Genomic DNA, 14,821 nt, shown 5'->3' with positions numbered 1-14,821 from the left:
GCCGACGACCTGGTGATTCTCGATGCCGATATCGGGTGGCGCCCAGGAGGCCTCATAGCATTAGCGATCGCGGCGCGTGTGGTGCCGAATCTGGTCGTGGTCACCGCCGATGAAACTCATGGCCGCCGCGCCCAGCTGGCCCGCCACGCCCTGAACCTGCTCGACCGTACCGACGTCCGGGTCATTGCCGGGTTCGATCTAGGAGGTGAGGACCGATTTCTCCTCGACAACCACCACCGGTCCCCAGCATTCAGTGAGGACTTCCTCGAACGTATCCGCGGTCTCGATCGCATGATCGCCGCCATCGTCGAACTCTGCGAGACCACTCGCCGAATCCGGTGGGTCGGACTCGGCCCGATGTCCAATATCACGGCTGTTGTCTCTCGCCTGCCGGAGATCGCCGACCGCGTGATGGTCACCCAGCTGGGTGGGGCACTCAACCATCACCACGGCAAGACGCCCGTATCGCACAACTTCCGTGTCGATCCCGTCTCCGCCGGGCTGGCGTTGCGCGCACTCCACACGCCGCGTCTGGTGCGAGGCGAGCACACCGACTCCGACGCCACCCAGATCACTCCGGGTTTCCCACTCCTTCCGACGTTCGAACAGCCAACCGCGCCGGGGTGGGCGCAACTGCTGGCGATCCACCTGCGCGCATGGCTTGTCCGTGAACCCCGGACCTGGTTGGGGCATCCCTTGGCTCTCAGCGCCACGCTCGGGCTGCCATTCGTTACGTTTCGCACCGAACGAATCGAAATACACCCTGATGCACGTCTGTCCCGCACACCCCACGGACGGCCGATGCAGGTGTCCAACACGGTCGACTACCCCGCCTTCCTGACCTGGATGCGCGACGCACTGCGCATATGACGCCGCGTCGGCATCCCGTCGCGAAACGAAGGGGAAACGCGTGACCGCCAGGACACCCAATCGAAGTCCCGTCTGCAGCAGCCGATTAGCTACCTACCATGCGGCGCTGCGCCGATACCCGGTGCTAGCCTGACCCCGGGCCGGTCGCCCCCCCCCTTTGGCTGGTCCGCTCCGCAGCTCATGGCTGCGACGAGCGGCGGCACCGCCGAGTTGCATAACCCCTGATGCGTGGCGGTGCCGCCACTACTTCCCGGCCGGTCCCGGATCGGCTTCCAGTTCGGCCGATCTTTGCCGTGCTTCCCTCGAGAATGCTTACGCCGCCAGATCCCCGGCCTCCTTGCCGATCCAAGCGTCCGTCTCCCAGAATGCAGCCGGTCCCCAGACGGGGTTTCGCGGAAAACGTTGAAGTTCCGATGAACTCACGGCTTGCCGACGCTGGAACACGAGCACGTCCTCGTGAGCGATCAGGTGGACGGGGAGTCCTTCGCGGCGGTTTTTGACGATGAAGTCGCGCTGGAAGAAGCTGCTGCGGGCCACGATCCCGTCCTCGGCGAGCCGGCCCAGAAGTGCGACGCAGCGTTCGACGGGGGTGAGCCCGGCGAGCGTGCCACAGGTGGTGATGTGGGTAGGTAGGTCGACGAGCTCGGCGTGCTGGCGCCAGGGGCGGGCGGTGATGACGACGTGGCCGCCGGGTTTGAGGTAGTCGGCGACGCCGGTGAGGATTTTGGTGAACCCGGACAGCAGTCGGCCGATGCCGACGTTGGCAAGGTTGCCGCGGTCGAGGACGGCACCGTAGCGGTGGTCGTATTTGTGGACGCCTTCGCCGGGTTTGGCCCGGACGTGGCCGTGGGTGGAGTCGCCGTATGGGGGTGAGGTGATCACGAGGTCCACTTGTCCCCGCAGTGCCTCGGGGAGCAGGTCGGGGAGCTTGCGGGCGTCGCCCTGGTAGACGGCGGCGTCCAGATCGTTGCCGGTGGTGCGGGCGAGGTCGATGTTGGTGCGGGCGAGGTCGGCCCAGCGGGTTTCGTATTCGACGCCGACGGCGCGGCGGCCGGTGTGGAGGGCTTCGACGAGGGTGGTGCCGATCCCGCACATCGGGTCCAGGATCAGGTCCCCGGGCCGGCTGTATGCCTCGATGGCGTGGGCGGCAATAGCGGGCAGCATTTTCGCGGGGTGTTTGGTGCTGTCGGGGTGGTAGCGGCCCGTCCGTTGGGTAGCGGGCGCGGCTTGCGCAGTCGCCCACACCGACGCCCCGTTTGCGCTGATGGTGGTGCGGACTGCGGTTCTGGGTTCGCGGATTGCGGTCATCGAACGTGCCTCATTTCGGGATTCGGGCGCGCAGAGCTCCACCCGGAGTCAGAGGGGTGGTTGCACAAGGTGGTGGGTCGCCGCCAGCAAATTCAGGGGCGCAGGAGAACGGTCACGTCGGTGTGGGCGATCCCGTGCAAGGGCGCGCGCTGGGAAGCGTCGACTCTCGGGGCGACGATGGCGCCGTCGGCGATGGGAACGGCGGCGATGTGCTGAAGGAATAGCAGATCGGCAGCTTGACCAGCAGCCACTATGACGCCGGTCGGATCCAACAGAACACCGTCCCGGCTGCGGCTGGCGCGAGTGAACACGGCCAGCACACCGCCCGCGGCCAGGCGGGCTGCTGCCCGCGTGACGATCCGGTCCACGACCGACACTGCGACGTCCTCGGGTGGCAGCAGGCTGGCCAGCACGAGACCGGCCTCGTCGGCTTCGCGCTGGGTGCAAGTGCGGGACGGGCCGCGGCGGTCGCCGAGATGTTCGATCGCGCCGGAACGTGCGAGTCCCTCGATGGGGGTGAGCGCGTCCCGAGCGCCCGAGATCCGGCGCCGGCCGGCTGTGGAAGTTGGTGGGGTCAGCACGAGTACCTGGTCGCCGGGTCGGGAGAATTCTATGACGGCTCGGGTCACTATCACTGTCGGCCAGGGGTCGCGGTGGTTGAGTGGGTCGGGTCCGGTGGCCCAGATGGTGGACGGCACCTCGGCCCTTGATGGGCGGGTGCCCGAGGTCCCGGTGCGACGGCGGCGGGTGGGAGTGTGTTCGGTCATGGGCAGTGCCCTTTTCCTATCCAGTGCGTGGGAGGTTGCACTGGTGGACTCCTTGCGAATTCACCGTTTTTGGACATGGCCCATCGCGAAATTCAGATAGGACGGCGGCGGCAGCATCTGATATCGAGAGTTATCGGCCGGTACGTCGCTGGGAGATTTTTCGGTTTCTAGTTCTCCTCCGTGTTTCGCGCGTTGTGTAGTGCGCCACCGGATCGCCACAGAACGTACACAGCCCCTGGTAGTCGGGGCTTTCACTGGTCGTTCACTTAACCAGGATCCGGTGTCCGATATCCGGCTCGAGTGAGAGCGCGGAGGTCATCCCGAGGTTTTTTTGAGTCTTTTCCGACGCGTTTTGGTGGCGCTCGTTCGGTGTCCTTGCGATGTCGGATTCTCCGCACGAAAGGAAACGAGTAGCCATGAATACGGATACCGGTATTTCAGCGAAGAAGAGCGCCTCTGGGGACAGTTCGCCGCTTTCGGTGGTGCGGTCGGCGTTCGATCGGATCGCCGACGACCCTGTACCGCGCGAGGCCGCACGGGTAGCGGGGCTGGGTAGGGCAGTTACGACGTGGGGGCAGTTACGGCGGGTGTTGTCGGATCCTGGGTTGCCGATCCAGGTGGTGGATGCGGTCTGGGTGTGGCTGATCAAGCGGTCTCGGGTCGAGGGTTCGGACGCGGCGCTGGTGTGCGCGGGGATGGCTGTGCCGATGCTGGCCGGGATGGCGAGCACGTTCGGCCCCCGCAGGCGAGAGGACCGCGCCGACGTTGAAGCCGACCTACTGACCGCGTTCTTCACCGAACTGAGGCGTATCGATGTGGAGCGACCGTTTCTGTGGTTCCGGCTGCGGTGGGCAGTGTTCCGTGGCGGCCGGGCCTGGGTACGGCAGGAAGCGGCTGCACCGGCTCCAGGCCCCGACATCGGCACCGACCTCAATGCCGGCTGGGGCAAAACCGTGCCGGCGATGTGCACACCGCCAGGGCATCCCGAGGACCTTCTCGCCGAGGCGGTCGCGGAGAACGTGATCACCCCCCAGGTGGCGGAACTGATCGCCGTCACCCGGTTGGAGGGCCGCTCGGTGACCTCACTCGCCGAAGAAGTTGAAGGTTCGTCGCATTGGGCGTTGCATAAGGCACGCCGACGCGGCGAACACGACCTCCGGGCGTGGCTGACCGCCCGAACCGCCGGAAGCGATCCAGCCCGCACCAGCATCGTCGAGCACCGCGCCCTGCACGACCTGGCTTGCACAGAAGACCACCGGTCGACGGGACTTTTGGCCCAGCTTCAGCTCACCGACCGCGATCTGCAGTTGCTTCTCCTTCTCGACACCGTGGGCGGGTTGACCGCCGCCCAAGTCGGTGAGCGGTTGTTCCCCAGCGTCGACACCGCCCGCAAACGGTTGACCGCCCTGGCCCGCCGTGGCGTGCTGACCCGAGTCAGGACCCACTCAAGCCCGGGTCTGCGGGGCGTGCCGCCATGGCGCTACACCCTGTCCCCGCTCGGATCCGAGATCGCCGCCACCGAGCACCGGACGCCCGAACGATCGCAGGATCGGTCACGAACGACCTCAGCCGCCGCACCGCAAACAGCGGCACGGATCAGTGCATCGCGCGAATTGCCGAACACTGCGGAGTCCAAAACAGGCCCGCAATCAGGGAGTAGCCAGTGCGGGCGGACATCGGCTGCCCCCGTGCACTCGCCAACTCCTATGGAGGTGAATCGCCGATGCGCATGATCGGTATCCCCAACGTTCTGTCCGCGAACCCCTCAACCCAGACCCGGCCCGGTCCGGTCCGGCGGGCATTTGCCTGGGCGATCGCACTTGCGGTGGCGATGGCGGCGCTCGTTGTGACCGCAGGTGCTGCTGCCGCCGACCCGGTCGTGGTGCTCGCCATCGCCGAGTCGTTCGATCAGGTGCTCGACAACATCCGCAACTGGTTGGTCGGCATTCTCGCCGGCCTGGCAACCGTATGCGTGACCGTGGGTGGCGCCCGCTACGTACTGGCCTCCGGTGATCCGGGAGAGGTCGAGAAGTCCAAGACCGCGCTGCGGGCGGCGTGTATCGGGTACGGGCTGGCGATGCTCGCCCCGGTGATCGTCGCCGTCCTCAAGTCGATCGTGGGTGCCTGACCATGACGGCCCTGCACCCCATCGGCACCTCACCACCAGGCCACAGGTCGACCTGGACTCGCCGGGTTCTGGTCGTCACCGTCCTGCTGCTCGTGACCGGGCTCGGACTCGGCGGAACCGTCGCGGCGCAGCCCACAACACCGCCGCCCCCGCCAGATTCGACGACACCGCACTGGCCGCCGCCCCCGTCGAATTCTCCTGAGCAGTCCGCACCCACGACTCCGATGCCCACCAGTCCGGCCGCGCCGGAAACTCCGGTCCCCCGGCCATCGCAGGCACCGTCGCCCACGAGCCCGGATTCGACGGCACCGCCGGTCGAGCCGTCGGGCGGGGAGGACTCCGAGTGCGGGGTCCGCAATATCTCCGCGTGTGTCGCCGAGGCGATCGACGGGTTCTTCCAGCGCCTGGTCGAATCCGCGCTCAACCCGCTGCTGGATCTCCTGTCGCAAACCTTGCTGACGACTCCAGAACCGGGTGATTTGCCGCGGGTCGGTGAATTGTGGGATTCGTCGTGGCAGTTGATGCTGGCGATCTACGGGTTGCTGGTGATGGCGGCCGGGGTGCTGTTGATGGTCCGCGAAACCCTGCAAACCCGGTACTCGGTCCAGGATTTGGCGCCGCGGATCGTGGTCGGGTTCCTCGCCGGTGCCATGAGTCTGTTGGTCGCCTCGCAGGCGATCCGCTTCGCCAACGCTCTCGCTACTGCTGTTGCCGGCGACGGCCTCGACCCCGATTCCGCCGGCGCCGCCCTACGCGAGCTCGCCACCATCACCGCAGTGCGAGGTTTGGTGAGCCCGGCCGCGGGACCCGGGATCTTCGTCATCCTGCTCGAGGTCGCGCTCGTGGTGCTGCTGGTGATCCTGCTCATCACCTACGTCATCCGGGTGGCGATCACCATCATCCTCGTCGTCGCCGCCCCGCTGGCGTTGATGTGCCACGTACTACCGGGACTGGATGCGCTGGCACGGTGGTGGTGGCGCTCCTTCGCCGCGTGCCTGGCGATCCAGGTGGTGCAGTCGCTGGTGTTGGTGACCGCGCTGCGGGTGTTCCTCACTCCCGGCGGTTGGGAGTTCTTCGGCCCCAACGCCGACGGGCTGGTGAGCTTGATCATCGGACTCGCCCTGATGGCGGTGTTGATCAAGGTCCCGTTCTGGCTGCTGTCGAGCATGAGAATCGGCACCGGTGGTGGCCGGAGCATGATCGGGTCCCTGGCCCGCGGCTACGTCACCTACAAGACCTTCGGCCTGCTCAAGGGCGGGGAGAAGGCCGTCGCCTCCGCGGTCCGCCGGCCCACACCAGCCGCCGCCACGCCCGGCCATACCGCCCGGCCTTCCACAGCACGGCTCCAAAGACCCCGTCCGGCCGCTGTCCCCACTGCCGCGGATAGCGACCCGTATGCGCGAACACGGGCGACCAGAGACGGGCAGCTGATACTGCCGTTGGAAGGAGTGCGCCGTGTCCGGCCGACTCCGGCGGCCTCGGCACCACCACAGCACGCGGGCACCACTGCTTCGGCACGCACCGCACCGCCCGGCGTGCCTCCAGCGGCGACCGGGCAAAAGACACGGCGCGGGCGTCAGCTGGCCTTCGATTTCACCCCACCGGACCCCTACAAAGGGATCCGCGCCAACCACCGCGGCCAATACCCGCTGCCGATCCCGGTCACCCGAGCCCGGCCCGGCGCCACGCGCTCCCCAGCCCAACGTCCAACACCGGGACCCGCCCCGGTCACACGGTCTACACCACCACCTCAATCGCCGGCTACGTCCCCGCCGAGGCCTCGCCGGGGCACGCAGCTGGCGTTCGAGTTCGACCCACCCGACCCCTACGAGGGCAACCGGTCCTTGCGCAGCGGCCAGTACCGGCTCCCGTTCCCGGTCCCCCGGGTCCAGCCCACCGAACGAACCAGCCCACCACCACCGCCAGTGGCGTCTCCGCCCTCACCACCAACGGGCCGCCAGCTGCATCTCCCGCTCCCTGATCTGCCGGTGCGCCGCCGTGCCCGCCGCTCGCCCCGAGGAGGAAACACTCGATGAGTACACCCGTTCGTATTCCCGCCGACGTCGACCGGCCGGACCGGTTGATCGGCCCGTTCACCGCCCGCCAACTCTCCGTACTCGCCGTCACCGCGCTCCTGCTCTACCTCGTATGGACCGCGACACGTGAGGTGATTCCGCCCGCGGTGTTCGTCGCCGCCGCGGTCCCGGTCGGCGCGGTGGTCGCGGCGCTGGTGTTGGCCACCCGCGACGGTTTGTCGGCCGACCGGCTGCTGCTGGCCGCCCTGCGGCACCGGCTACGACCCCGCCGCCTGGTGTCGGCACCCGAAGGCATCGCGTCCCCGCCGCACTGGGTCACCCACGCTGCCGGACGACAACCGAAACCCCCGGCCCCGCAACAGCTGTCAGCCAGAGAATTACAGCTGCCCGAGTCGATCACCAGTAACAGCGGCATCGGAGTGGTCGATCTCGGCTCGGACGGGCTCGCGGTGATCGCCGCGGCCGGGACGGTCAACCTCGCCTTGCGCACCCCCGAGGAACAAGACAGCCTGATGGCTCAGCTCGGGGGCTGGCTGCACACGCTGCGGCAGCCGGTGCAGATTCTGCTGCGCTCGACCCGCCTGGATCTGACCGGCCAACTGGCGCGGCTGCGGGAGTCGGTCGGCCAGATGTCGCCGGAGCTGGCCGCTGCCGCACACGGACACGCCGACCATCTGGAAGGCCTCGCCGCGAGCGAAGATCTGATGCACCGGCAAGTGCTGCTTGTCTGGCGTGAACCCCTCGACCTTCCCACCACCGGTGACAGTTTGAGTGGGCCATCGCCGGCGGCGATGCTGGGCTGGCTGGCCTCGGGGCGGCGCCGCGCCCGCCGGGAATTGTCGGAGGCGGCGCGCCGTGCCGCGGAGTCACGGTTGCTGCGCCGCGTGTACGAGGCCACCGACCTGCTCGCGCCCATGGGTGTCACCGTGACACCGCTCGATGATCTCCAGGCCACCGCAGTGGTAACCGGAGCCTGCAACCCAGGCAGCCTCATACCATCCTCGGCCGATATCGCCGGCCCGCACACCGTCATCACCACCACCGGCGGCGGCGAGCACACGAACCGCGAAATCGCACCGACTGACGACACCACCGGGGCCACCACTCCACAGCATGGACTTTTCCCCGGAGCCGGTCGCCGAGCCCCCGTTACCGCAGGAGAATTCGGTCCGGATTCGCTGGCGATCGAGGCTCGTCACCTCGAGGTCGGCTCCGGGTGGGTAGCCACCCTCGCCGTCACCGGCTACCCGCGGGAAGTCACCGCCGGATGGCTGGCGCCGCTGCTGTCGCACCCCGGTCGTCTCGATGTCGCGGTGCATGTCGATCCTGTGGATCCGGTGACCGCGGCGTCGCGGTTGCGGCGCCAGCTCGCGCGACTGGAATCCTCGCGACTGCACGACGCCGGTTACGGACGGCGCAGCGACCCGCTGGTCGAGGTCGCGGCCGAGGACGCCGCCGAACTCTCCGCCCGTGTCGCACGCGCCGAAGCCCGCCTGTTCCGAGTCGGGGTGTACCTGACCGTACACGCCAGCTCGGAAGCCGAGCTCGCCGACGAAATCGCCGCGGTACGGGCCCTGGCGGCGAGCCTGCTCGTCGACACCTGCACCCTGTCCTACCGCACTACCCAGGGCTGGGTGTCCACGCTGCCCCTGGGCCTGGACCTAGTGCGGTTGCGGCGCACCTTCGACACCAACGCCCTCGCCGCGGCGTTCCCGTTCTCCAGCCCTCAACTTCCCGTCGGCGATCCGGCACACGCGGCCTCCCCGGAGGGCGTGCTATACGGCCGCGACGCGGCAGCCGGTTTCGTGTTCGTCGACCGGTTCGGCGCCGAGGCCGACAACCACAACGCAGTGGTGCTCGGCCGTTCCGGCGCAGGCAAGAGCTACTTCGTGAAGACCGAGATCCTGCGGTCGCTGTTCCGCGGGATCGAGCAGGTGATCATCGACCCCGAAGACGAATACCGCACCTTGACCGAGGCGGTCGGCGGCGCTTACATCCACCTCGGTGCCCCCGGAATCCGCCTCAACCCCTTCGATCTGGAGGTCCACACCCGACCTGACGGCCGCCGCACCGCACCCTCCGATGCACTGAACCGGCGAAAGCTCTTCTGCCACACCATCATCGCCGTCCTGCTCGGCGAGCAGACGGCCGCGCAGCGTGCCACCCTGGACACCGCGGTCACCGCCACCTACACCAGCGCAGGCATCACCGACGACCCCGCCACATGGACGCAGCCTGCACCGACGCTGGGCATGTTGCGTGAGCAGTTGACGGCACTCGGGTCGGCGGTCTCCGACGATCTCGCCGCCGGTTTGTCTCCGTTCGTCGGCCAGGGGGCGTTCGCTGGACTGTTGGACGGGCCGACCACCGTCAGCCCGGACGCGGCAATGGTCACCTACTCCTTGCGAGAGCTGCCCGATGAACTGAAACCCGTCGGCACGCTGCTCGTGTTGGACGCGACCTGGCGGCGAGTCGCTGACCCGGCCGTCCGTCGGCCGCGGATGGTGACCGTGGACGAGGCGTGGCTGATCATGCGCCAGCCGGCCGGGGCGCAGTTCCTGTTCCGGGCCGCGAAATCGTTCCGCAAGTACTGGGCCGGTCTCACTGTCGCAACTCAGGACTGCGCCGACGTGTTGGGCACAGATCTGGGCAAAGCGATTGTGTCCAACGCGGCCACCCAGATCTTGCTGCATCAGGCGCCGCAGGCGATCGACGAGGTCGCGGGCGCGTTCAAACTCTCCGACGGCGAACGCCAATTCCTGCTCTCGGCTGCCCGCGGCCAAGGACTTCTCGCCCTCGGCACCGACCGCGCCGTATTCGCGGCTATGGCCTCGCCTGCGGAACATGCGCTGATCACCACCGACCCCAGCGAACTCGCCGACACCACCGACAGCAGTAAGACCGAGTTCGACCTCGCCGCCCCCCTGCCCGCCGACGGTGACACAGACGGTCCCCGCACCGGCGAGGAGGACAGCTACGGCGAGGACGACGGCGACGTCTACGTCGATGTACAGGCGGCATAGGCCATGTCGAGCCTGCTGTTCTCGGCGTCCCAGGACGAACTGGGCAGGTTCCTGCTCGACCCTGCCGCGACGCTGCGCGATCTCCTCGGCACCGCTATATCGGTGGTGACCGGTCCGGCCGCGGTCACCGGCGTCCTTCTGGCCGCGGTGGTGCTCGCGCTGGCACGGGTGCTCACCGGTGTGCGCCGGCGCCGGCTGGGTGCCGGCGCCCGCCAGGTCACCGTCCTCACCCCACCCGAGGTCGATCCCAAGGGCGCGGCAGCGTTGTGGGCGCATCTGACCGGGCAACTGCGCCCAGCCTGGCGGCGCATGGTGTTCGGGCAACCGCACCTCGGGTTCGAATACACGGTGACCCCGGAAGCCGGTGTCGCCATCCGGATCTGGGTACCCGGACAGGTTCCGCCGGGACTGGTGGAGCGGGCGGTGGCCTCGGCATGGCCGGGCGCGCACACCCGCACCAGTCACGCCACCACCGACCCTCTCCCCCTCCCCGGCCCCAAGGTCCGGAGAATGCTCTCGGGCGGTGAACTCCGGTTGGGGCGCCGGGAAGTGCTGCCGATCCGTACCGACTATGGAAATGGCGATCTCGTCCGCGATCTCATTTCCGCCGCCGACGACCTCACCCCGGGCCAGGCCGCCTGCGTACAAGTGCTAGCGCGGCCGGTCACCGGCCGACGCGTGCGCCGCGGCACCCGCACCCGCAGCGGAACGGCGGCGTGGCCGGTGCCACTGCTGCGCGAGATTCTGGATCTCCTCACCCCGGGCCCGGTCCGCCGCTCTGGGCGAACCCGCGCCGCCGCTGCGACACAGGTCAAAGACCCTCAGGCGGCCATGCAGGACAACACCGAGCACCGTGCTGCCGCTGACAAAGCCCGGGGCGCGCACTGGGAAAGCGTCATCCGCTACGCCGTCACCGTCCCTGTGCCCGAGACCGGTGACCGGGGCGCGGCGCGGGCTTTTGCGCGGGGGCGGGCGGATGCGCTGGCAGTGGTATTCGGGTCCTGTACCGACCACAACTACTATCGGCACCGCAGACACCGCAGACTCGGCTCGGCGCTTGCGCGCAGGCGACTGGGCCGTGGGGATCTGCTCTCGGTCCCGGAACTCGCCGCGGTTGCGCACCTTCCGCACGATCCGGCGATCCCGGGTGTTCAGCGGGCAGGTGCCCGCGCTATTGCTCCGACACCGGAGATCCCGGTCGCGGGCACCTACGCGAAATCTCTTGGGCTCTCGGATGCTCCGGGTGGGCGGTCGGTTGCGGTGCGGGTCGCCGATGCCCGCCACCATCTGCACGTACTGGGCCCGACCGGCGTCGGGAAATCCACCTTGCTCGCCCAGTTGATCCTCGACGAGGCCGACCAAGACCGCGGCGTGGTCGTCGTCGACCCCAAAGGCGACCTCATCACCGATATCCTCGCCCGCTTGCCTCAGCGCTGCGCGGATCGGGTGGTGTTGTTCGATGCCGATTCCCGCAGTCAGCCACCGTGTTTGAATCCCCTCGACACCCCCGCGGATCGTGCGGGCACCGACCTGGTGGTCGACAACCTGGCCACGATCTTTCACCGCACCTTCGCCCAATGGTGGGGCCCGCGCACCGACGACGTACTGCGGGCCAGCCTGCTCACCCTGTGCCGCCAACCCGGGGTCGCGACCCTCACCGACCTCCCCCGGCTGTTGACCGAACCGGCGTTCCGGGCCCGGGTCACCCGCGCCACCGCCGACCCGGTGCTGCGCGGGTTCTGGTCCTCATATGAGGAATTGACCGATTCCGCCCGCAACCAGGTCATCGGACCGCTACTGAACAAGCTGCGGCACTTCCTGTTCCGGCAATTCGTCCGCAACGCTCTCGCCGCCGGCCCCTCGACGGTCGATTTGGGCGAAGTGCTCGATCAGGGTGGAATCTGCCTGGCTCGGATACCGAAAGGCTCCCTCGGCGAAGACACCAGCCGACTCATGGGATCGCTGCTGGTGGCCCGCACCTGGCAGGCCACCACCGCCCGCGTCGGCACCCACCCCGACCAGCGCGCGGATGCCACCCTCGCTCTCGACGAAGCCCACAATTTCTTGAACCTGGCCACTCCGTTGGAGGACATGCTCGCCGAAGCCCGCGGCCTGCGCCTGTCGCTGGTCCTCGCGCACCAGAACCTCGGCCAGCTGCCCTCGGATATGCGGGCCGCGGTCTCGGCGAACGCCCGCAACAAGGTCATCTTCACCGCCTCCCCAGAAGACGCTCGTGACCTGGCCCGCCACACCAGCCCCTGGTTGTCCGAGCACGACCTGACCCACCTCGACGCCTACCACGCCGCGGCCCGGGTTCTGGTCCGCGGCCAGCAGGCACCACCGTTCACGCTCACCACGAAACCTCTGCCCCCAGCGGTGCCGGGCCGTGCCCGCGAGATCCGTGCCGCCGCGCGGGCACGCCTCGCCACACCACCACCGTCGGCGCCGGCTGCCGAACCAGGACCGGGTCTCGCCACACCCCGCACTCGGTCGGCGAGCGCCAGCGATCCCCGCCGTTCCTAACGCTCGCCGCCACGCAAACGGCAGTAATCGCTTTGGCCAGCACCGTTGCTCGACATTTCGGAGGTCGGTTCACATGATCAATCGCCCGCTGCGCCAGTCCGACCTGCGAGCCCCCCGGCCCGGCCGGGCACCGGCTACCGACCATGCCCGGCTGGTCGTGCGACTCACCACCCGAGATCGGTGGATCCTGCGGATGCTGCACGAGCACCGGGTCCTGACCACCCTCCAACTCGCGGCGCTGGGATTCCCCACCTACGCCAAGGCACGCAGCCGCCTCCTGACGCTGTACCGCTACAGGGTCCTCGACCGGTTCCGGCCCTTGCGTACCCGCGGCAGCGCCCCCGTGCACTGGGTCCTCGCCCCGGCCGGGGCCGCTGTGCTGGCCGCCGAAGCCGGTGTCGAGGTCCGTGACCTGCACTACCGCCACGAACAGGCCATGGGCATCGCCCACAGCCTGCACCTGGCCCACACCGTCGGCGTCAACGAATGGTTCACCGCCCTCACCACCGCACCAGGCGGCGGGCGGGTGCTGGCGTGGTGGTCGGAAACCCGCTGCCGCCGCCTCTGGGGCGACCTTGTACGCCCGGACGCCTACGGCCGCTACACCCACCCCGACACGGTGCTGGATTTCTTCCTCGAATACGACCTCGGCACCATCACCCTGTCCACAGTGGCGAACAAACTAGCCGGCTACGCCGAACTCGCCCGCTCCACCGGCATCATCACCCCCGTCCTGCTGTGGGTGCCCACCACCCGCCGCGAGACCACCGCCCGGCCCGCACTGCTCGACACCTGGCGCACGCTACCCGACCCCGCAGCAGTGCCGGTGGCAACTGCCGCCGCCGACCTCCTCGACCCCACCGCCCCACATCCCAGCCCCGCCGACCGGGTATGGCTGGCACTCGACGACACCAGCGGCGGACGTGTTGCGCTGCACCGGCTCCCGGCCGCGTGGCCATATCTCCTCTCGGCACCGGCATCCACCGGCACGCCGGGCGCGCCCGCCGACGACGGCCCCACAGTGCTGCCTGCACCTGCGCCCCATCCGCCCAGCGTCGAGGGAGAACGGTGATGTTCGCCAAGGCACTCGGGGCGGGCGCGGCGGCGGTCGTGTTCTGCTCGGTCGTCATCGCCGCAGTCGTGGCCACCGTCGCTGTCTTCGACCACACTCCCACCCCGGGACCGGGTACTGCGCCGAGTACCGAAGCGCTCACCGATATCCCACCGGAGATGTTGGTGCTCTACCAGCAAGGCGCCGGCTCGTGTCCCGGCCTGGACTGGTCGATCCTCGCCGCGATCGGCAAGGTCGAAACCGACCACGGCCGTTCACCACTACCAGGTGTGGCTTCCGGGGAGAACTTCGCCGGAGCAGGCGGGCCGATGCAGTTCCTCGCCCCGACCTTCGACTCCGTCGTCGCCCGCCATCCACTACCACCGGGCGGAGCGACGCCGCCCTCGCGGTACGACCCCCACGATGCCATCCATGCCGCCGCCCACTACCTGTGCGACTCCGGGGCACCCGCCGACCTGTATGCGGCGATCTTCGCCTACAACCACGCCGACTGGTACGTCCGTGACGTCCTCGCTCAAGCCGACCGCTACTCCACCCACGCCACCACACCACCGCCCGGCAGCGGCGACTGCACCGACATCCGGGCCGCGAACCCCACCACCGCGACGGTGATCTCGTTCGCCTGCCAGCAACTTGGCCAACCCTATGTCTGGGGCGGCAACGGACCCGAACAATCCGGCGGATGGGACTGTTCCGGCCTCACCCAAGCCGCCTACGCCAAAGCCGGCATCACGATCCCGCGCACCACCTATGACCAAGTCCACACCGGTCCCCGCATCCCGGAAGACCAGCTCCAGCCTGGTGATCTCTTGTTCTACGGCACTGCCTCCGACGTCCACCACGTCAGCCTCTACCTAGGCGCAGGGAAAATGCTGCACGCACCGACCTTCGGTCAGCCCGTGCAGATTTCGGACTACCGCTGGCCCGGCGACGACTACTACGCGGCAACCCGGCCCGCCGCCCTGGTGTAGGTGCCCATGACTGATTGCGGTTTCCCAGTCATTTTGCGGAGGTCTTGCGTTTCCGCAAGATCGGTGGGACTCGTGCGGCGAGTCTACGCCCAGGCGGCGTCTGCTGGCTGGATTGTGTCGGCC

10 protein-coding genes are annotated in these 14,821 nt (G+C 68.5%); 8 read left to right on the top strand and 2 right to left on the bottom strand.

Annotated features, from left to right (window positions below):
* Positions 1-12: 12 nt before the first annotated feature.
* Positions 13-870, top strand: a complete 858-nt coding sequence (locus ACYR7D_RS12055) for a nucleoside hydrolase (RefSeq protein WP_051132900.1) — start codon at positions 13-15, stop codon at positions 868-870.
* Between the two features lie 312 nt (positions 871-1,182).
* Here ACYR7D_RS12055 and ACYR7D_RS12050 read toward each other — a convergent pair whose 3' ends face one another.
* Complete coding sequence (locus tag ACYR7D_RS12050) at positions 1,183-2,178, bottom strand: TRM11 family SAM-dependent methyltransferase (protein WP_068043503.1); 996 nt, start codon at positions 2,176-2,178, stop codon at positions 1,183-1,185.
* 92 nt (positions 2,179-2,270) lie between these two features.
* The gene (locus ACYR7D_RS12045) at positions 2,271-2,945 is read right to left on the bottom strand and encodes a hypothetical protein (protein WP_138448540.1); all 675 of its coding nucleotides are present in this window, start codon (positions 2,943-2,945) and stop codon (positions 2,271-2,273) included.
* Positions 2,946-3,550: 605 nt separating this feature from the next.
* Here ACYR7D_RS12045 and ACYR7D_RS12040 point away from each other — a divergent pair.
* The 7 genes from ACYR7D_RS12040 (at position 3,551) to ACYR7D_RS12010 (ending at position 14,698) form a co-directional block, all read left to right on the top strand.
* Positions 3,551-4,678, top strand: coding sequence for a replication-relaxation family protein (locus ACYR7D_RS12040; RefSeq protein WP_228821625.1), 1,128 nt, complete (start codon positions 3,551-3,553; stop codon positions 4,676-4,678).
* Positions 4,669-5,073, top strand: coding sequence for a pilin (locus ACYR7D_RS12035; RefSeq protein WP_245669408.1), 405 nt, complete (start codon positions 4,669-4,671; stop codon positions 5,071-5,073). The genes ACYR7D_RS12040 and ACYR7D_RS12035 overlap by 10 nt, the downstream gene beginning before the upstream one ends.
* Positions 5,074-5,075: 2 nt before the next feature.
* Complete coding sequence (locus ACYR7D_RS12030; protein ID WP_138448541.1) at positions 5,076-7,109, top strand: hypothetical protein; 2,034 nt, start codon at positions 5,076-5,078, stop codon at positions 7,107-7,109.
* Positions 7,106-10,132 (top strand): PrgI family protein, encoded by a 3,027-nt coding sequence (locus ACYR7D_RS12025; protein WP_068043509.1) that lies wholly within the window; start codon positions 7,106-7,108, stop codon positions 10,130-10,132. Before ACYR7D_RS12030 ends, ACYR7D_RS12025 begins: the two co-directional genes overlap by 4 nt.
* A gap of 3 nt (positions 10,133-10,135) precedes the next feature.
* A complete protein-coding gene (locus ACYR7D_RS12020) occupies positions 10,136-12,655 on the top strand; it encodes a type IV secretory system conjugative DNA transfer family protein (protein ID WP_068043510.1) in 2,520 nt (839 codons plus the stop codon).
* 73 nt (positions 12,656-12,728) lie between these two features.
* Positions 12,729-13,727, top strand: a complete 999-nt coding sequence (locus tag ACYR7D_RS12015; RefSeq protein ID WP_068043512.1) for a replication-relaxation family protein — start codon at positions 12,729-12,731, stop codon at positions 13,725-13,727.
* Positions 13,727-14,698 carry a C40 family peptidase gene (locus tag ACYR7D_RS12010; RefSeq protein ID WP_195007217.1) on the top strand — a complete coding sequence of 324 codons (972 nt, stop codon included), beginning with the start codon at positions 13,727-13,729 and terminating at the stop codon, positions 14,696-14,698. The genes ACYR7D_RS12015 and ACYR7D_RS12010 overlap by 1 nt, the downstream gene beginning before the upstream one ends.
* Positions 14,699-14,821 lie beyond the last annotated feature (123 nt).

This window comes from Nocardia sp. X0981 (assembly GCF_977089955.1).
This window is presented reverse-complemented; position numbering and strand designations above follow the sequence as displayed.